The 18,997-nt window shown below is 66.9% G+C and carries 15 protein-coding genes and 1 other RNA gene; 8 read left to right on the forward strand and 8 right to left on the reverse strand.

Annotated features, from left to right (window positions below):
• Positions 1-112: 112 nt before the first annotated feature.
• On the reverse strand, positions 113-1,708 hold the full coding sequence (locus HGG74_RS06600) for an FAD-binding oxidoreductase (RefSeq protein ID WP_168485560.1): 1,596 nt from the start codon (positions 1,706-1,708) through the stop codon (positions 113-115).
• 148 nt (positions 1,709-1,856) lie between these two features.
• On the opposite strand from HGG74_RS06600, the gene HGG74_RS06605 reads away from it, so the two are divergent.
• A complete protein-coding gene (locus tag HGG74_RS06605) occupies positions 1,857-2,801 on the forward strand; it encodes a LysR family transcriptional regulator (RefSeq protein ID WP_168485561.1) in 945 nt (314 codons plus the stop codon).
• An 88-nt stretch (positions 2,802-2,889) separates the two neighbouring features.
• Here HGG74_RS06605 and HGG74_RS06610 read toward each other — a convergent pair whose 3' ends face one another.
• From HGG74_RS06610 to HGG74_RS06620, 3 genes are all read right to left on the reverse strand, one after another.
• Entirely contained in the window at positions 2,890-4,242 is a 1,353-nt protein-coding gene (locus HGG74_RS06610) for an LLM class flavin-dependent oxidoreductase (RefSeq protein WP_168485562.1), read from the reverse strand.
• Between the two features lie 217 nt (positions 4,243-4,459).
• Positions 4,460-5,737 carry an MFS transporter gene (locus HGG74_RS06615; protein ID WP_246262703.1) on the reverse strand — a complete coding sequence of 426 codons (1,278 nt, stop codon included), beginning with the start codon at positions 5,735-5,737 and terminating at the stop codon, positions 4,460-4,462.
• A 415-nt stretch (positions 5,738-6,152) separates the two neighbouring features.
• Complete coding sequence (locus HGG74_RS06620) at positions 6,153-7,022, reverse strand: VOC family protein (protein ID WP_205761502.1); 870 nt, start codon at positions 7,020-7,022, stop codon at positions 6,153-6,155.
• 211 nt (positions 7,023-7,233) lie between these two features.
• Between HGG74_RS06620 and HGG74_RS06625 the strand changes: the two genes are divergently transcribed.
• Positions 7,234-8,019, forward strand: a complete 786-nt coding sequence (locus HGG74_RS06625; protein ID WP_168485564.1) for an ankyrin repeat domain-containing protein — start codon at positions 7,234-7,236, stop codon at positions 8,017-8,019.
• Positions 8,020-8,024: 5 nt separating this feature from the next.
• Here the strand turns inward: HGG74_RS06625 and HGG74_RS06630 are convergent, their stop codons facing one another.
• The 4 genes from HGG74_RS06630 to HGG74_RS06645 form a co-directional block, all read right to left on the reverse strand.
• The gene (locus tag HGG74_RS06630) at positions 8,025-8,726 is read right to left on the reverse strand and encodes a FadR/GntR family transcriptional regulator (RefSeq protein ID WP_168485565.1); all 702 of its coding nucleotides are present in this window, start codon (positions 8,724-8,726) and stop codon (positions 8,025-8,027) included.
• Positions 8,723-10,003 carry an MFS transporter gene (locus HGG74_RS06635; protein ID WP_168485566.1) on the reverse strand — a complete coding sequence of 427 codons (1,281 nt, stop codon included), beginning with the start codon at positions 10,001-10,003 and terminating at the stop codon, positions 8,723-8,725. The genes HGG74_RS06630 and HGG74_RS06635 overlap by 4 nt, the downstream gene beginning before the upstream one ends.
• 199 nt (positions 10,004-10,202) lie before the next feature.
• Positions 10,203-11,189: an AraC-like ligand-binding domain-containing protein gene (locus HGG74_RS06640; RefSeq protein WP_168485567.1), complete on the reverse strand. Its 987-nt coding sequence runs from the start codon at positions 11,187-11,189 to the stop codon at positions 10,203-10,205.
• A gap of 157 nt (positions 11,190-11,346) precedes the next feature.
• Positions 11,347-11,715: a YciI family protein gene (locus tag HGG74_RS06645; protein WP_168485568.1), complete on the reverse strand. Its 369-nt coding sequence runs from the start codon at positions 11,713-11,715 to the stop codon at positions 11,347-11,349.
• A 230-nt stretch (positions 11,716-11,945) separates the two neighbouring features.
• Here HGG74_RS06645 and ssrA point away from each other — a divergent pair.
• From ssrA to HGG74_RS06675, 6 genes are all read left to right on the forward strand, one after another.
• Positions 11,946-12,316: a transfer-messenger RNA gene (gene ssrA / locus HGG74_RS06650) on the forward strand.
• A 363-nt stretch (positions 12,317-12,679) separates the two neighbouring features.
• Positions 12,680-14,104, forward strand: a complete 1,425-nt coding sequence (locus tag HGG74_RS06655) for an ABC transporter substrate-binding protein (RefSeq protein WP_376766122.1) — start codon at positions 12,680-12,682, stop codon at positions 14,102-14,104.
• Positions 14,105-14,135: 31 nt separating this feature from the next.
• Complete coding sequence (locus tag HGG74_RS06660; RefSeq protein WP_168485570.1) at positions 14,136-15,077, forward strand: ABC transporter permease; 942 nt, start codon at positions 14,136-14,138, stop codon at positions 15,075-15,077.
• Positions 15,070-15,915 carry an ABC transporter permease gene (locus HGG74_RS06665; RefSeq protein ID WP_168485571.1) on the forward strand — a complete coding sequence of 282 codons (846 nt, stop codon included), beginning with the start codon at positions 15,070-15,072 and terminating at the stop codon, positions 15,913-15,915. The genes HGG74_RS06660 and HGG74_RS06665 overlap by 8 nt, the downstream gene beginning before the upstream one ends.
• The gene (locus HGG74_RS06670; RefSeq protein ID WP_168485572.1) at positions 15,908-17,614 is read left to right on the forward strand and encodes an ATP-binding cassette domain-containing protein; all 1,707 of its coding nucleotides are present in this window, start codon (positions 15,908-15,910) and stop codon (positions 17,612-17,614) included. The genes HGG74_RS06665 and HGG74_RS06670 overlap by 8 nt, the downstream gene beginning before the upstream one ends.
• 64 nt (positions 17,615-17,678) lie before the next feature.
• Complete coding sequence (locus HGG74_RS06675) at positions 17,679-18,983, forward strand: MFS transporter (protein WP_168485573.1); 1,305 nt, start codon at positions 17,679-17,681, stop codon at positions 18,981-18,983.
• Positions 18,984-18,997: the final 14 nt, after the last annotated feature.

Here is an 18,997-nt window from a genome sequence, read left to right on the forward strand (position 1 = left end):
TGCTCCCCTGGAATCGGAACTGAATTCCTCAGTCCAACTTCCGGGGAGCAGTTCAGTGGAAGCCAGCGGCCGGCCTTTTTGCGCAGTGCGTGCGCCAGGGGTGTCCGGCGTGTTACCGGGAGGCGGCCGAAGCTTCGGCCTCATCGGCAGGAACCGCCGCGGCGATTTCGCGGTAGCGGCGCGGCCAGATGCCCTGCTTGCCCGGGGAAATCACCCCGGCCGGGTCCAGGGCGTCCTTGAGCTTTTCCTGCAGCCGGCGGGCCGCATGGTTGTTGTAATCGAAGCCGTCGGCAATCGTGTCCATATAGTCCACATGGCTGCGGTAGGGCGCATAGCCGCGGCGGCGGGCCGCCTGCAGCAGCTTGACGTACAGCTCCCGGGCCCGGGCCAACTGCTCTTCGTTGTCGTTCTCGAAGAAGATCATGGTTACGTGCACCATGTGGCGCGGGTACAGGTGGTAGCCGATGTAGAGATCGAACCCGTACTCGCGGTAGAGGGCCTTGGCCTCCTGGTAGAAGTCCCAGACCTCCTGGCCGCGGGCCGGAATGATCGGGGCGGCGTCGATGTGCCCGCCGTTTTCGGCCGCCCAGGCCACCGTCTCCAGCGGTTTCAGGGTGGGCACGCCGGCCATCTGCGTCCGGTCCTGCGGGGCAATGTCCTCGTAGGCGACCGGGGCACCGTCCTTGCCCTCGTAGACGCGCGCCCTGACCTCGAAGCCTTCCAGCTCCGCGAAGCGCTCCCGGATGATTTCCAGCCGGCGCAGCGCCAGGCCCTTGTCCCCGTAGATGGCGAACTTGGCGTTCCACTGGCCGATGCCCATTTCGTGGCGCATCTCTTCGAGCCGCTCATCCGGGATCGAGCCTTCCCCGGTGTACCAGCGCGAGCGCGGGCCGTTCATGGTGGCGGCACGGACCACATTGCCGCAGAGGGCGTTGTTCTGGATGACGTCCAGCCGGCGCAGTTCGGTGAGGATGTCGATCAGCTGCGGCATGTCCTCCTCACGCTCGACCAGCACGTCGCCGGAGATGAAAACATCCGGCCACGGCATCAGCCACAGGCCGATCTTGGTGACCACGCCGAGGTTGGACTGGGTGAACAGCCCGTCCAGGGTCGGGCCGAAGCCGCCCTGGAAGAGCGGCCCCAGGTCGGTACCCTCCATCGCCCCCATGCCGGTGCGCACCAGGTCGCCGTCGGGCAGGACCACTTCCATGCCGCACAGGGACTTCACGTGGTCGCCGTTGGGGGTCATGCCGTAGCCGCGGTCCAAGGTGTTGCCCAGCACGGAGCCCCAGCCCAGCGCCGGGACCGAGATCCAGACCTTCAGCCCGCGTTCCTGGATGTACTCGAAGAGGTCGAAGAAGGTCACGCCCGGCTCCACCACCGCGTAGCAGAGCTTGTCGTCGACCTCGATAATACGGTTCATGCGGCCCAGGTCCAGCGCCACCATGTCCTGGGTGCGCGGCTCCGGACCACCGTAGCCGAGGTTCTTTCCGCGGGAGAAGGTCCACAGCGGCACGCCGGTGTCGTTGGCCAGCCGAACCAGTGCCTGCACCTCCTCGACGTTGGCAGGGCGCACCCCGGGCCACTTGTTCCGGCCCGGGTTCAGCGGATAGGGGTCGATGTAGCCGGCGCCCTTGCCGGCACGCACGACGTTCTCCTCGCCGACAATGGCCGCCGCCTGGTCGAGGAACAGCTCTCGGGTATCCATGATGTACTTCGCACCTTCCGCACAATGCCGCCCAACCTGCAGCGGTCAACCGGGCCAGTCCGTTACGGCCCGCCTTTCCATCTTGGCAACCCGCTCCGCTCAAGTAAATTGTCGATTTCCGCTCTTTATTGTCAGTAGAATTGACAATATGAACCTGAACAGCCACCCGGCCATCACGCTGCGCCAGATCTGGCACTTCGTGGTCGCCGCGGAGACCGGAACCATGAGCGAGGCGGCCCGCCGGCTGCACATGGCGCCCTCGGCCATCTCGATGTCCATCTCCGAACTCGAACGCATTATCGGCGCCGAGCTGTGCATCAAGCGCAAGTCCAAGGGCCTGACACTCACCTCGACGGGGCGGGCGGTTTTGCTGCAGGCCCGCCAGCTGCTGGATCTGGCGGACGAGATCGCCTCGCTGTCCAAGGGCGACCGCCCGAATGTGCGCGGCCCGCTGACCGTCGGCTGTTACATGACGCTGGGCCCGACGATCATCCCGCCCATGCTGGCCGAGTTCGCCAGGCAGTGCCCGCACGTGGACGTGGACTTCGTCGAGGGCTACCACGAGGACCTGCAGGAGCGCCTGCTGGACGGCTCGATCGATGCCGCCTTCCTCTACGACCTGAACATCTCCCCCGCCATCCGCACCGCCGCGCTGCTCGCGGCCGATCCGTACATCCTGCTCTCCGCCGGCCACCGGCTGGCCGCGGCAGACGAGGTGGGTCTGAAGGACGTCGCGGCGGATCCGCTGATCTTCTTCGATGCCCCGCCGATTTCCACCCGCATCCTGGAGATGTACCGGGAGGCCGGCCTGGCCCCGGACGTACTGCACCGCTCCCGCAGCTACGCGACCGTCCGTTCGCTGGTCGCCACCGGCCGCGGCATCGCCGTGCTGTTCCAGCGCCCCCAACTGGAGGCCCCCTACGGGGAGCTGGGCGTGGTGCTCAAGCCGCTGGCCCAGCCGCGCTCCGCCGCGCGGAGCCAGGCCATTGTCTCGCTCGCCTGGCCGCGCAGCACCCGGCTGAACGCCCGGGCCCAGGCCTGGGTCGACGTGGCCACCGAACGCTTCAGCGCGGACCCGCCTGACGTGCTGTGAGCCCCCGGTCTTCGGCGGCGGCGCCGGAAAAGGTACGACGGCGGCGGGACGCTCCCGCCGCCGTCGCACCTTCGTCCCGGAACCCCGCTTAGCCGACGGCGGCGTAATCTGCCCCGGCGGCCTCCGCCACTGCTGCCGGACGCGGCAGGCCGAGGTTGTCGCGCAGGGTGGTGCCCTCGTACTCCTCGCGGAAGTAGCCGCGGTCCTGCAGTTCGGGCACCAGCTTGTCGCAGATCAGCTGGAAGCCTCCAGGGTTGAACGGTGAGTTCAGGTTGAAGCCGTCGCAGGCCTTGGACTCGAACCAGTCCACCATCCGGTCCGCCACCTGGCCCGGAGTACCGGCCATCCACTGGTGGCCGGTGGAGCGGGCGAGATCGACGATCAGCTCGCGCAGCGTCATGCCCAGTTCCACGCTTTTCTTGCGGTAGATCTGGTAGCGGCTGCCCAGCCGCGGATCATCCGAGAACCACTCGGCGGGAATGCGCTCGTCGTAGTCCAGCTCGCCCAGGTCCATCTTCAGGTCCGCGCCCACCTGGATGCGGCCGTTCTCGAGGTGGACGTGGTTGGCCAGCTCATTGGCCAACTGCAGGGCTTCCTTCTCGGTGTCGCCCAGGATGGGCAGGATGCCCGGGATGATCTTGACCTCATCCGGGTTGCGGCCCTTATCCGCGGCCATCTGCTTGAACCTGGCATAGAACTGGACGGAGGGCTCCTTGAAGGGCTGGGCGGTGTAGATCCCGTCCGCCACCGAGGAGCCCAGCTCCATCCCCGGACCGGAGGAGCCGGCCTGGACCAGCACGGGGCGGCCCTGCGGGGAACGCGGCATGTTGATCGGGCCGGCGACCTCGAAGAACTCGCCCTTGTGGTTGATGGGGTGGATCTTCCCGGCGTCCACGTACCAGCCGGACTGCTTGTCGTTGATGACGGCGCCGTCCTCCCAGCTGTCCCACAGCCGCTGGACGACATTGACGAATTCGGTGGCGCGGCGGTAGCGGGTTGCCGGATCCGGAGCCTCCTTCATTCCAAAGTTCTGGAAGCCGTCGGAGGAGGTAACGATGTTCCAGCCGGCACGGCCGCCGGACATATGGTCGAGGCCGCACATCTGGCGGGCGACGTTGTACGGCTCGCTGAAGGAGGTCGAGACGGTGCCGATCAGGCCGATGTTCCTGGTGCGGGCGGCCAAGGCGGCGAGCACGGTCATCGGCTCGTAGAAGCCGTTCATCTTGATGTCCCCGCGCATCACGGTGTTGGCGTGGACAATGTCGCCGAAGAACACGGCGTCCAGTTTGGCCTTTTCGGCCATGACGGTCAGGTCCGCCACGAACTCCAGGTTGGCCAGTTCCTCGGAACGGCTGCCGTCCATCCGCCAGCTGTCCTTGTGGTAGCCGGCCGGCAGCATGAACGTCGTGAGCACCATGTGCTTCTTCGGCTTCAAGCTCATTGCTTGGGTTCCTTTCGTGATCCGCGCCACTCCAGGGCGCCTGCTCCTTCCATCATCACAGCACCGACTTATTGCGTAAATAACAAGTTTTCGGGCTAACGCATCAAATTTTTTGATTAAGTGCGGCTGGCCCGACTCGGCAGCCCGCACGGGCGTTAAACACCGGAGGCGGTGCACCGCCAGGTGCACCGCCTCCGCAGAAGGCTCCGCCGGAAGGTCAGGCCGGGCGCTTCTGCCTGAGCTCGGCGCCTTCGCGGCTCATGCGCACCGCAACCAGGCCGATCGCCAGGACCGCGATCCAGAAGGCTCCGACCAGTGCATAGCCGCCACCTCCGGCCAGCACCAAGGCGGTGGCAATCATCGGGGTGAAGCCTGCACCCAGGGTCGAGGCGCCCTGGTAGGCCAGCGAGGCTCCGGTGTAACGGACCGGGGCCGGGAACTGTTCGGAGATGTACGCGCCGATCGGCCCGGCCAGGATGCCCTGGATGACGCCGTTGCCGACGATGACGGCCAGGGCAAAGCCCCAGGCGGTGCCGTTATGCATCAGCTGCAGGGCCGGGAACGCCCAGAGGACTCCGGCGATGCCCCCGACCGTAAGCACCGCACGGCGGCCGAACCTGTCACTCAGGCGGGCCGCGGCGAAGCAGACAACGATCGTGACGACGGCGGCAACACCCTTGATGTTCAACACCGCCGAACGGTCCACACCCTCAGCCACCGCCACGGAGACGCCCCACGTAGTCAGAATGCCCTGCATCGCATAGAAGCCCAGCGACGCCACGAGAGTTACAACCACTACGCGGGGGTGCAGGCGCAGTACCTGGCTCAGCGGGGTTTTCTGCTTTTCACGGCGTTCCTCGGCCATGGCTTCAAGCTCTTGGAAGACCGGGCTCTCGGCGACCTTCAGCCGGACAATCATGCCGATCAGGATCAGCACGGCGGACAGCAGGAACGGGATGCGCCAGCCCCACTCGAGGAACTGGCTGCCCGTGGCGGCCGAGACACCCGAGACGACGAAGGTGGCCAGCAGGCCGCCGGCGGGACCGCCGGCGTTGGCGAACGCCGCCGCAAAACCGCGCTTGCTTGCCGGGGCATGCTCAAGGGCCATCAATGTTGCCCCGCCCCATTCGCCGCCGACGGAAATGCCCTGAATGAAGCGCAGGCTGACCAGGATGATCGGGGCCGCGATACCGATCTGCGCCGTGGCAGGCAGCAGGCCGATGGCCACCGTAGCGCCGCCCATCATGAGCATGGACAGCACCAGCATCTTCTTGCGGCCGATCCTGTCGCCGTAGTGGCCGAAGACGATGCCGCCCAGCGGCCGGGCGATATAGCCGACGGCGAGGGTGCCGAAGGAGGCAAACAGCGCGACGGCGGGACTGAGGTTGGAGAAGAAGACCTTGTCGAAGATCAGCGATGCGGCGGTCGCATACAGGATGAAGTCGTAGTACTCGATCACGCTGCCGATCAGGCTGGATCCCAGGACGCGCCGCATGTCCCGAGTATTCAGGGACTGCGGGGCAGACCCTGCAGCCGGTTCGGCGTCGTGGAGCATCTCCGGACCACTGTCTGTCCGGGCGGTATTTGGTTTCGGCATAGGATCTTTCACTCTGTGCACACTGGCTTCGGCAAACGCAGATCGACCGAAGCCACTGGAAACTTTCAAGGGGGTCCCATAGCTCCCGGCGCCAGGCATCCGGGGGCGTGGGCCCCATCACTTATTGGCTTCCTCAAGCATGGCGGAAATCACACGAACTGGCTAGGGTTTTGCGCATTTTTATTTAAGAAATATTTTCTGTCGTCGCTATTGCATGATTGCTTCGGGCCTCGGCCACCCCTGCCTGCAAGCACAGAAAAGCCGCGCGCCGGGCACCCTGCCCGGCGCGCGGCTTGGCCGCAACGTCGTGTCCCTAGCGCAGCACTGCCATCCGCGCCGGGGATTCCACCGGCGCCAGGCCGAAGTTGCGGAAATCCGTGGGACGGTAACTGCTCCACATGTTCCACCAGTTCTCGTCCTCGCCCCAGATGACCGGAGGGCGGGAGTCGTCGTAGATCTGCTCCAGGTCCGTGTAGAGCTCCACCACGGCCCCGGAGGTCTCCACGAAGTAGGCGGCGATGTTGTGGCCGGCACCGTGGCGCACCGGCCCCCAGATCAGTTCGCGGCCGAGCCTGTTCAGGCGGTCCCCGAGCTTGCCCAGGTCGACGATGCTCTGCGCCTGCCAGGCATGGTGGTGGAGGGTGCCCTGGCCCTTGACCAGAGCAATGCCGTGGTGGTCCGGATTGCAGCGCATGAAGTAGGCAAAGTCGTCGCCGATCACGTCCGAGAGCCGGAAATCCAGCACGCGCTGCAGGAATTTCATCATGCCCGTGACGTCGCGGGGATGGAAATTGAAGTGCCCGTAGCGGTCGGGGCCGAAGGAGAGCTGTGCCGCCTGGTTCTCCTGCATGCCGACATACACCTCGAAAACGAAGCCCTCGGGCCCCACGAAGGAGAAACCATCCTCGATGCCGGCCCCCCTGGGTTTCTCGCTGATAATCGGCAGGTTCTCCTGCTCGACGCGGCGGCGGATCTCGCGCAGGGCGTCGCCGTCGCGGGCGACAAAGCCGAAGCTGTCGACGCCGTCGACGTCGGACTCAATGTAGACGAGTTCGTGGTGCACATTCGCCGCCGCAAGGTAGACGGCGTCCGAAGTCCTCTCGGTCTCGCGCAGCCCCAGGAGCTGTGTCGCGTCAAAGACGGACTCCTCCAGCTTCGTGGTCTGGATCCCGACGTGTCCCATGGCAGTAATCAATCCCCAAGACATCCCTGTCTCCCGTCCCTTTGTTCATCGACCCAAGAGCAGCCGTAACTGCAATCTTCCTATAAGAAAATACTATCTTGCACAGAATCGATTATCTAGGGTCACTTTCGGCCAAAGGGCCCACACGCTGGGCATAGGCTGTGCAGGTACCGGCATCTGCTCCGCCGCCGGTCACAGCAACGGAGGAAAAATGCCATCATTCAGGATCCACCGGGTGGTCCCGTTGTCAGCGCTGCTGTTCCTGTCCGCCTGCACGGCCGGCCAGCCGGAGGACGGCTCCACCGCCGCGCCTCATACTCCTCCCCCGGCAACAAGCCCGGCGACCGCGACGACGTCGACGGCACCTTCCGCCCGTCCCTCGCCTGATGCCAGGGAACTGGCCCGCCTCAACGCCCGGCTGCAGCAGGCCGCCGCCAACAACGACGCCGCGGAAATCAAGCAGCTGCTGGCGCGCGGCGCGGACCTGGAATTCCGCGACGGCAACGGCCGCACCCCGCTGGTCACCGCCACCAAGGCCAACAACATGGAGGCGGCCCGAGTCCTGATCGAGGCCGGTGCGGACGTCAATGCCAAGGACAACATCGAGGACTCGGCCTTCCTCTACGCCGGTGCCGAGGGGTTCGACGAGATCCTGCTGCTGACCCTGCAACACGGGGCCGACCTGGACAGCACCAACCGCTTCGGCGGCACCGCCCTAATCCCCGCCTGCGAGCACGCCCACACCTCCACGGTGCGGATCCTGCTCGAGGCCGGGGTGGATCCGGACCACGTCAACGAGCCCGGCTGGACCTGCCTGCTGGAGGCGGTCATCTTCGGCACTGGCGGCCCGGACTACCAGGACGTTGTCCGCCAGCTGATCGCCGCGGGGGCGGACCTGAACATCCCTGACACCAACGGCGTAACCGCCCGGCAGCATGCCGAGGCTCTGGGGCAGCAGGAAATCGCCGGGCTGCTGGCCCGGGCCGGGGCCCGCTGAGGCGGCTATCCGTGGCTGGAGCCGTCCCTGCGGGGCATCCATTCCATGCAGTAGGTCAGGTTGGCATTGACGGTGCGGACCGCGGCGTCCTCGTCGCCGGCCTCAATGGCGTCCACCAGGGCTTCATGCCCGTCGGCGAGGCAGCCGTCGAACCCGTCGCGCAGCCGCTGGGCCATCTTGGCTCCGTGGAACACGTCGCCGAAGCTGGCGTAGAGCTCGTGCAGCAGCGGGTTGCCGGAGGCTGCGGCCACCTGCAGGTGGAACTCCCAGTCCGCGGCGATCCACTGTTCCAGGTCCTGCCCGGCCCAGGCCTGCCGGCGCCGGGCGAGCAGTGCCCGCAGCGCGGCGACGTCGTCGTCGCCTGCGAGCCGGGTGGCCAGCCGGGCCGCCTGGGTATCCAGCGCGAAACGCACCTGCAGCACGTCCTCGTCCGCGAATTCCCGGTAGGCCTTGCGGGCGGTGCCGCTGATCTCGCTGGTGGCGCGCACGTAGGTGCCGTCGCCGCGGCGCACCTCCAGCATGCCCGAATGTGCCAGCGCCTTGATCCCCTCGCGCAGTGTGCCGCGCGAGACGCCGAGCTGTTCCATGAGTTCCGGTTCGGGCGGGATGCGCTGCTGCAGCGGCCACTTTCCGGAGACGATGGCCTCGCGCAGCCGGCTGGTCACTTCCTCGGCCAGCGGCGGGCGGTTGACGGTTCCGAGGCTCATGACTGTTTCCTGTCGTTGGCCGTACCATCGGCCCGGCTCCGGCCGGAGCCGCTGAGCCAGTAAGCAAGCACCATTTGCAGCACCGCGACGGCCACCAGCAGCACCAGCGGCAGCGTCCAGCTGCCGCTGGCCGCATGCAGCAGGCCGAGCCCGAACGGGCCCAGCGTCGCGATGAAGTAGCCCACCGACTGGGCGAGGGTCGACATGGCCGTGGTCTCGGCGGCGTTGCGGCCGCTGCGGCTGATGACCATCAGCACCAGCGGGAAGACAGCAAAGCCGACCCCCAGCAGCAGCGCGGGCACGGCGACCAGCTGGATCGGGAGCAGCAGCAGCCCGAGCAGTCCGGCCAGCAGGGCTGCAGTGGCGAGCATGAAGGCCGGGCGCAGCAGCCGCGGCCGGGAGGCCATTGTCAGCAGCACGACCACTGCCGGGATATTGACGATCTGCATGATGGCGAGCATGAGCCCGCTCTGGGCCGCGTCCAGTCCGCCGGAGATCAGGATGTAGGGCAGCCAGCTGAACACTGCATAGCCCAGCAGCGCCTGCACGGTGAAGAAACCGGTGATCAGCAGGCCCTTGCGCGTGGCCAGCAGCGGCCAGGGTGAGACGGCCGGGCCGGACTCCGCAACCGGGACCGGCCGGGCGGCAGCCGCCAGCGGCAGAAACGCCAGCAGTGCGACGGCACCCAGCAGCGCCCATGCGGCCAGGCCGAGCGTCGGCGCCTGCAGCTGCATCGCCAGCGGCACGCTGGCCGCCGCGGCTGCCGTGGCCCCGATGGACATGGTGATGGTGTAGACGCCGGTCATGGCAGAGGTGCGGTGGGCGTAATGCTTGCGGATGAACGAGGGCATGGCGACATTGCAGATCGCCAGGCCGGACATCCCGACCACTGTGCCCAGCATGAGGACGCCCACCGAGGGGACGGCGCGCACCACCAGGCCGGCGGTGAGCAGCAGCAGCGCGAAGGCTATGGTCCGTTCCAGCCCCACGCGCCGGGTCAGCCAGGCGGTGGCTGCGCCGGCGATGGCGAAGCAGAGCGTGGGAATGGAGGGCAGCACCGCGGCGACCAGCGGCCCGTAGCCGAGGACCTGCTGCAGGTCGTGGTACAGCGCCGCGGCGCTGGCGATTCCGGCCCGCAGGTTCAGCCCGATCAGGATGACGGCTGCCACTGCCAGGACCGCGTGCCACCGCCGCCGCACGGATGCAGCAGGAAGGTGCCTCTTACGTTCGGGGGCGCGCGACTGCTCCAATACCTCGCCGAGGGTTTCCGATGCCATGCCTAAACATTAGACGTTTGATGTTTGTCTTGGCCAATCGGAGGGGCGCCGGAACTGCTTAGGTAGGGACGATCCGTGTTGGAAGCGAGTGCCAGCCGCCCAGGGTGTTGTGCAGGAACGGGGCCGCCTGGGACACCATGATGATCTGCGTCTCCCGCTGCAAGGGCAGGCGGCTGGTGCTGGATATCTGAGCCGGCCGTCAGCCTTGGAGTCGTTCGTGCCGCAGCCGCTGCCGGAATTCGGTGGGCGACTCCCCGTACGCCGCCTTGAACAGCCGCGAGAAATGGGCGGCGTCCATCAGGCCCCACCGGGCTGCCAGGGCACCGACCGGGAGGGCATCACAGGCCTGGTCGGCCAGGTCCCTGCGGCACATTTCCAGCCGGCGGCCCCTGATCCAGGCGGCCACGCCGGTCCCTTCCGTGCTGAAAATGGTGTGGAGCTGGCGGACGGAGATGAAATTCGCGGCGGCGATCTGCTGCGGATTCAGGGCGGGGTCGAAGAGGCTTTCCTCGATGTAGGCCCGGATCTGCTGCAGCAGGTCCTTCCGGCGCTCCGGCGCGGAGGCCGCCGGGCCGGCCCCGCCCAGCGCATCCTGCAGCGTCGTGGCGACGAGGTCCACGGTGTTGTGCGCCAACCGCAGGCCGCTGTGGCCGGACAGTCCGCCCAGGTTCTGGGCCAGGTGCGTCAGGAACTGCCCCACCATGCTGCCCAGTCCCCGGGTCCCGGAAATCCGGGTGGCGGTCAGCTGACCTGCCGAGTCCGGGGGAAGCGCCAGCCGGTGCTTGGGAAAGACCAGGATGATATTGCGGAACTTGTCGTCCAGGGACAGCGAGTACGGCTGGTCGGCGTCGTAAAAGGCCAGGTCACCGGGCTGCAGGACGGTTTCCCGGCTGCCCTGCCGCATGATGCCGGCACCGGAAAGCTGCAGATGGAGGATGTAGGTGCTACGCACCGCATTCCCGGCCAGCGGCCCGGTGCGGGCCACCTGGTGCTGGTTGGCACGCACATCGAAGACCTCGACGTCGCCCAGTCCCTTGCCGCGGATGGCGCCCCGGAACTTCTCCCCGCGGTCGCTGTCGATCCTGACCGGCGCGAACCTGTCGGAGACCATCCGCGCATACTCCCCGACATGCCCGGTGGCCACCAGTTCAACACCCTTCGAGGCACCGGTGCTCCGTTCCACCATGCACCTCCTCGGGATCCCTCCTTGGCAGGGCGGTGCCCCTGCCTGTTCCAGTCAGCAAGGGTAGGACAGGGACGGCAGCCGAACCATCAGCAGGCTTAGGGATATGCCTTCCGGCAGGCGGACTGCCGCCGCCGTCGTGCCCTGGACAGGGTCGGCTCTACGTCGCCTGGCCGCTCAGGTCCAGCACCGGACGGACCTCAACGTGGGCATACTGGGCATCGGGGATCCGGGCCGCAATCTCAACGGCCCGCTCCCGGCTGGCGCACTCAAGCAGGTAGAAACCCGCCACCTGTTCATCGGCGTCGGCGAACGGCCCGTCCGTGATGACGGTCTTCCCCTGGCGGACGGTCACGATGGTCGAGTAGGACTGGTCCAGGGCCTCGGCCATCACCAACTCGCCCGAGGCTGCCAGTTCCGCATTCAGCTCGGCATATTCGCCGAAACCCTCGCTGCGCTGGGCGTCGGAGAGTCCGGCCCATGCCTGCTGGGACTCCGCATCGCTGTAGATCAGGATCAGATACTTCATGGCCTCTCCTCCGGCAGGGAAATCCCGCTACTCATCATGTCGGACGGGGCTGCGGGTGGCTAGCTCGGCCGGTCCGGATCGGCCGGGCCGGCGTCCCTGCCGGGTTATCCATCCTGGTCCCGTGCGGCCGTCGCTTAGCTCAGGGCAGGCCGGAATAATTCACGGCACTGCCCCGTTGAACAAGATGGTCCGGAACAGCAGTCGCTGGTTCGGGCCGGACAACTACATATGGGGATGACAGGTTTCGACGATGTTTGTCGCGGCAGGAGAAGCGGGCCGAGGATGCAGAGTTATCTCGTAAACGCTCTCTGTCAAAAAAATAAGTGCCAAACCTATGCGCACTGACTTCGAACTCGCTGCCTAAGCAGTAGTTCAGTCCGTCAGCCCGGGGACGCCCTCGCCCCGGTCGCTGGCGTCGTTCAGGGGGCCACTGCCCTAAGCCGCCGCCGTAGCGGTTTAGGGGACACTCTTACGGCTGGGCCCGGATCAGCCACTGGTTTGCGTAGATGGCTGGGGCCGAGAAAATCCGACGCAAACTGCGCCCGGAGAAGTCCTGGCAACACGACATCGGACGGGGGTTCAATTCCCCCCATCTCCACGAATGTGATGTCGCGGAACATTGGTTACGGATGTCCCGCGACATCGTGAACACCCCGGTCTTCGGACCGGGGTGTTCTTCATTGCCGGGGACCTGCCCGGCACCGGCCTGCTCGAACCGGTTATTCTCCGACGCACTGTTACGCCCGCCTCGCTCACGAATGGACACCTGTCATTAGGTGAGGCTAACCTGCAGTGGTCTTTTCGGCTTCCGGCCGTTCGGTGATGTCAAGCTTAGGTGGTTCTTTTGCGCGCTCTGCTCCGGTTATCTGCAGCTGGATTCGCGGCCCTTCTCACGCTCTCGGGCTGCGGCTTCAGTGGCGGGGGTGCTCAGACCGGACAGGCCCCGGACCCTGACCAGCGGATTGTGGTGGACAACTTCCGCGCACCCGTGGCGGACTGGGCCTTGGAGAGCGACGCCGCCTACATCCTGTCCTTGTCCGGGTGCCTCGAAACCCTCACCAAGTATGACCATGCCCAGGGGAAAATCGTGCCCTCGTTGGCCACCGAGTGGAAGCAGTCCTCGACCCGCGACTGGGATTTCACCCTCCGTGACGGGGTGCGGTTCCAGGACGGCACCGACCTGACGGCGGAAGCGGTCGTCACCTCCTTGCAGAAGGTGCTGGATGCGGAAGTCCCGGCCCGGGCCTTCAACCCCACCGTCGTCAGCGGCGTGCAGGCGCTGGATGAGCACACCGTGCGCATCACGACGCCGGTCGAAAGCCCGCTGGTTCCCTATCGCCTGGCCAGTGTCAACACGGGAGTGTTGTCTCAGGCTGCCTATGAGGACGGGGCAGTGGATCCGTTCGGGCACTGCACCGGACCGTTCACTCCCGTGTCGGAAAAGCCGAAGCAGTCCCTGACCTTGGACCGGAACGAGGACTACTGGGGAGGGCCGGTACAGCTTGCCGGTGCCGAGGTCCGGTTCATTACCGACGGAGCCACCCGTGCCGCGCAGGTCCAGACCGGCGAAGCGGACGTCTCCCTCTCCGTCCCTGTCTCCAGCCTGTCCGCCTTGGACGGGCACTCCGACGTCAAGGTGCTCAAAGCTGATTCCCCGCGCACCGCGACCCTGTACATGAACAACAGCCGGGCCCCGTTCGACGACGTCAACTTCCGCAAGGCCATCCGCTCGGCCCTCGATTTGGACGCACTCGCCAGCAGCGTCTACGAAGGCGCCGCCATTCCGGCCAGCGGGCCCTTCGCCTCATCCGAACCGTGGGCGACGCAGAGCACCGGGGCTGCGCGGCAGGACGTGAAGGCAGCCAAGGATCTGCTCGCCGCCGCCGGATATACCCCCGGGCGGCCGCTGGAAATCATCGCGATCGTGGAACGGGCGGAGTTCGCCGATGTGGCCACCGTCATCCAGGAGAACCTGAAGAACGTCGGCGTTCCAGTGACTATCGAGACCAAGGAGTACGCCTCGGTGGAACCGGACCTGCTGGCGGGCGACTATGACATGGTGCTGAGCCAGCGCAACCGCCTGATCGACATCGCTGATCCGATTGGCTTCCTCACGGCGGACTACACCTGCGACGGATCGTACAATCTCAGCCATTTCTGCAACAAGGAATACGACCAGATCATCGCCAAGGCGGCCGGGACCGGCGATGCTCAGGAGCGTTACCGGCTGTACGCCGAAGCGGGGAAGATCCTCGAGGAGCAGGCCGTCAACATCTGGCTGGTCAACGAACAGGCCATCGACGCGGTCCGTTCGGATCTGCAGTCCTATGTCCAGGACCCGCTGTCCCGGTACGTGCTCACTGCTGATACCAGCAAGCCCGGCTCGTGAAGGTGAGCCGTGTGGGAAGACCGCAAGGTCGATGAAGGCGTTCCTGGCCAGGAGGACGGCCACCCTGGGGGTGGCTGTCCTCCTGGCGTCCTTCGTAGTCTTCCTGATTCCCTATGTGACGCCGGGCGACCCGGTGCGGAAAATCATCAGGTCGCGCGTGGCCGGGGACGTGATCGACGACGCCACAGTCCAAAGGCTGGCGGTTGAGCTGGGGCTGCAGGATCCGTTTTGGGTGCAGTACGTCCGGTGGCTGGCCCGGTTCTGCAGCGGTGACATGGGCCTGTCCCATGTCAGCCGGACGCCGGTGATTGACCAGGTGCTCCCTGCGCTGTCGGTCACGCTGAGCCTGGTGGTTCTGACCCTGGGAACGGCCGCCGTCGCCGCCCTGGTTTTGGGGATTACCGCCGCCCTGCAGGAGGGGCACGTGGCCGACAGGTTGATTACGACGACGACCCAGGCGTTCATTGCTATGCCGGAATACTGGCTGGCACCGGTGCTCGTGCTGGTCTTCGCGCTCAAATTGTCGGTGCTGCCTTCCGCCGGGTGGACCGGGCCGGCATCGGCGGTCCTGCCGGTCGCGGCCCTGGCCCTGCGCCCGACGAGTTACTTCACCTCGGCGGTGCGCGAGGGCGTGATCGACGCGCTGCGCGCCGAGCACATCGCCGCAGCGCGGAGCCGCGGACTCACCTACGCGCAGGCCGTCTGGAGGCATGCGGTGCCCAATGGCATGCTTCCCCTGACGACCATGGTCTCCGTGTGGTTCGCCGGCCTGCTGGGCGGGTCGGTCATCGTGGAGGTCATCTTCGCGATCCCGGGCATGGGCCGGCTGCTCTACGACGCAGTGCTCAACAGCGACATTCCCGTGGCGCAGGGCGGCGTGGCGGTGGTAGTGGGGCTGGCGGTGGTGCTGACCACGCTGGCAGACCTGGCCCACCGGCTCCTCAACCCCCGGCTGAGGGAGCATCATGCGTGACCGGTCCATATCCACCTGGTTGGCGGTGGCGGTCCTGGCGCTCATCGTGCTGTCGGTAGCCGCCTCCCCCTGGGTCGCACCGTACCCGCCCGCCGAACAGAACCTGGCCCTCAGGCTGGCCCCGCCCAGCGGGGCGCACTGGGTGGGGACGGACCATCTGGGCCGGGATATCCTGAGCCGGCTGCTCGACGGCGGACGCTTCTCGCTATCGATCGCCGCCCTGGCCACGGTGCTGGCGGGTCTGGTCGGGACCGCCATCGGGGTGCTCAGCGCCCGGCGGCGGGGCTGGGTCGACGAGTTCTTCACCCGGACCAACGACGTCCTGCTGGCCCTGCCGGAGATGGTCATCGCGCTGTTCATCGTCGCGGTGCTGGGCACCGGCTTCCCGTCCCTGCTGTTGGCGCTGATCGTGACCGGCTGGACTCCCTTTGCCCGGCTGGCCAGGGCACTGGCCTATGACGTCTCGGCCCAGGGCTTTGTCCAGGCAGCGCGCGTGCTGGGCTGCCCGCCGTCCTTCATCGTCTTCCGGCACGTCCTGCCGCATCTGGCCGCGCCGATGCTGGGCCTGGCCACGCTCCGGTTTGGACACCTGCTCATCAATGTCGGCGCCCTCTCCTACCTGGGGCTCGGGGTCCAGCCGCCGCAGTCGGATTGGGGTTCGATGCTGGCCGCCGCACAGCCCTATGCCATGAGGGCCCCGCTGACGATCCTCGCTCCGGGCCTGGCGATCTTCGCCGTCGCGCTGTGCGTCACCCTGCTTGGCCAGCGCCTGGCACACATGACCGGCAGCCAGCTGCTGCTGTCCCGGACTCCGTCACGGACGCCCGCCGATGCCTGAAGACCTGGTCATCGAGCACCTGCACGTGCGGCGCCGGACGGCCCTCCACTTCCGCGGCGCCCAGGCGGCGTCCCCGGCCGGTTCCGTTTCCCCCTCCATCCTGTCCGATGTCAGCCTTTCCGTTGCCCCGGGCGAGTTCGTCGCACTGGTCGGTGGATCCGGAAGTGGCAAGACGATGACCGCGATGTCCATCCTGCAGCTGCTTCCTCCGCAGGCGGCCGTCGATTCCGGGACGATACGCCTGGGCGGCCTGGACCTGACCAGGGCCACGGAGGCCGAACTCAACAAAGTCCGCGGGGGCCGGATCGGCATGCTTTACCAGCAGCCCAAGCGGATGTTCAATCCCCGAAAGACCATCGGCGCGCATCTTCAGGAATCGTTGAAGCTCCACCGCGGCCTGAGGGGAAGAGCCGCCGCTGTGCACGTGCTCGACCTGCTGGCCGAGGTCGGTTTCGAGAATCCGGCCTGGTGCGCCCAGGCCCGTGCACACCAGCTCTCGGGCGGCATGGCCCAGCGGGCCATGACAGCCCTCGCCCTGGCAGGACAGCCGGACATGCTTTTAGCGGACGAGCCGACGTCCGCACTGGACAAAGTGCTCGAACGGCAGATCCTGCAGTTGCTCGACAGGGAACGGCACGAACGCGGACTGGGGATCCTCTACATCACGCACAACATCGCCACGGTCTCCGCCTTCGCGGACCGCGTCGTGGTGATGGAAGCCGGCCAGGTCAGGGAATCCGGGCCTGCCGCGGCGGTACTGAACGCCCCTCAGGCGACCTACACCAAGCAGCTTCTGGAAGCAGCGGCCCTGTCCCGGGGCAAGGATCTGCCCCCCATCCAGCAGGCGCGGAACGTCCTGGCCCTGGACGGCGTCACGAAACAGTTCGGGCCGCACAAGCGGCGCAGCCGCCCGGTTTTGAAGGAGGTCTCCTTCACCCTCCGGCAGGGAGAGATCCTCGGCATCCTGGGGCAATCCGGCTCCGGGAAAAGCACCTTGGCCCGTGCGATTGTTGGCCTCGAGGTCCCGGACGGCGGAACCATCACCCGGACCCTGGCAGCGGAGCCGGGCAAGCACGCCGCAGCAGGCACGAAGGTCCAGCTCGTGTTCCAGGAACCGCACGACTCGTTCGACCCGCGCATGAAACTGCTCACCAGTCTGGAAGCGCCCCTGCGGCAGCGGCCTGACCTCACAGCCGAGGAACGGCGGCAACGCATCCTCGAGGTCATGAACGACGTGGAACTGGATTCGGGCATGCTGGACAGGTACCCGGGCCAGTGCTCGGGAGGCCAGCTCCAGAGGGCGACCATCGCCAGGGCGCTCCTGCTGGAGCCCGAGGTCCTGATCTGCGACGAGGCTACTTCCGCCTTGGACGCCTTGACCCAGCGCAAGGTCCTGGACCTGCTGCTGCGCCTGCACCGGGACCGCCGGCTGTCCCTGATCATGATCTCCCACGACCTGGACGTCATCCGCTACATGAGCCACCGGGTCGCCGTACTGTTCCAAGGCGCCCTGGTGGAGGTTGCCGAGACCCGGGATTTCTTCTTCTGTCAGCAGCACGAGCACAGCAGGAAACTGGTGTCAGCCGTCCTCCCTTTCCGAGGGCAGGCACCCCAGGACGGTCCGCGTCGTCCGGCGGCCGGCCTTCCGGGCAGGGAAGCGCCGCGGGAACAGCAGGTCACCGACCAACTGGTGCAGTGAGATGGAAGAAATAAGTGATGCCCCGCCCGTGCCGAGGCGCCAGCCCGGACGCAGGAAGCCGCTGATGCCGTTCCGCGACTACCCGCCTGAGGCGCGCACCCTGCTGGGAGCCCAGCTGGTGTTCAACCTGGGCTTCTACGCCGTGGTGCCCTTCCTGGCCGGGGCAATGCAGACGGAGTACGGGCTGGGGGCTGCGGCAATCGGGCTGGTGCTCGGGGCCCGTACCTTCAGCCAGCAGGGGATGTTCCTGCTTGGAGGCATGCTCGCCGACCGATGGGGCACCCGCCGGTCGATCCTCACCGGATGCCTGGTCCGCATTCTCGGTTACGCTACCTTGGCAGCGGCCGCCGACTTCCCCCTGTTCCTCCTTGGAGCTGTGCTCACCGGGGCCGGCGGGGCCCTGTTCTCCCCAGCCCTGCAGGCGCAGTTGTCCCATGCCGACCGGCTGGCCGCGGGCAAAGAACCGGCCGGCGGGAAACCGGGCCGGCGGTCGGTGTTCGTGTGGCTGGCGATCACCGGCGAGATCGGTGCCGTGCTGGGCCCGGTACTCGGATCGGCCCTGTGGGGGTGGGGCTTCGACGCCGCTCTGGCCGCCGGCATCGCGGTCTTCGCTGCCGTCACGGTCCTGCTCTGGTACCGGCTGCCGGCGCCAAACGCCTCCGCTCCGAAAGAACCGCGTCTGCGCAAGACCCGCACCGCACCGGTTCCGGACCACCCGGCTTTGGGTTGCCTGCGGAACCGGCGCTTCGTGGTGTTCTGCCTGCTCGCCAGCACAGACCTGCTGGCCTACAACCAGCTGTATTTCGCCATCCCGATCGAGCTGAACCGCCGGGGCCTGGAGCCGGCATGGCTTGGAGCACTGTTCCTGCTGGCCTCGGCCCTGACACTGCTTCTGCAGCTGCCGGTCTCCGCCGCGGGCAGGCGCCTCGGCACAGGCGCTTGCCTTTCAGCCGGCTTTGCGACCCTGGCCGCCGCCTTCACAGTGGCTGCCGTGTCCTCGGTGCACTCCGGGACATCCGGGGGTTCGATACTGCCGGTTATGGGCACGGTCGCGGTCCTGGTCCTGGGCCACATGCTGCTCGCCCCCACGATCCTGTCCCTGGTCCCCGAGTTCGTCCCAAACACCAGGGCCGGGACGGGCAGGGGTGCGTACTACGGACTGGTAGCAACCTGCGGCGGGATCGCAGTCCTGGCAGGCAACGCCATCATGGGGCGATTGGTCGAGCTGACCGGCCGGCACCTTTGGTGGCCTGGTGCCCCGTGGGTGCCGCTAATCCTGCTCGCCCTGCTGGCCGCCGCAGCACTGCCATGGGTGCTGCCCAGAAACTCCCCGAGTCCGTTGCCGGCCCCGGCAGGACATGCAGGATGAAGCCGGACGAGCCG

Origin of the sequence: Arthrobacter mobilis (assembly GCF_012395835.1) — a bacterium.
Lineage (GTDB): Bacteria > Actinomycetota > Actinomycetes > Actinomycetales > Micrococcaceae > Crystallibacter > Crystallibacter mobilis.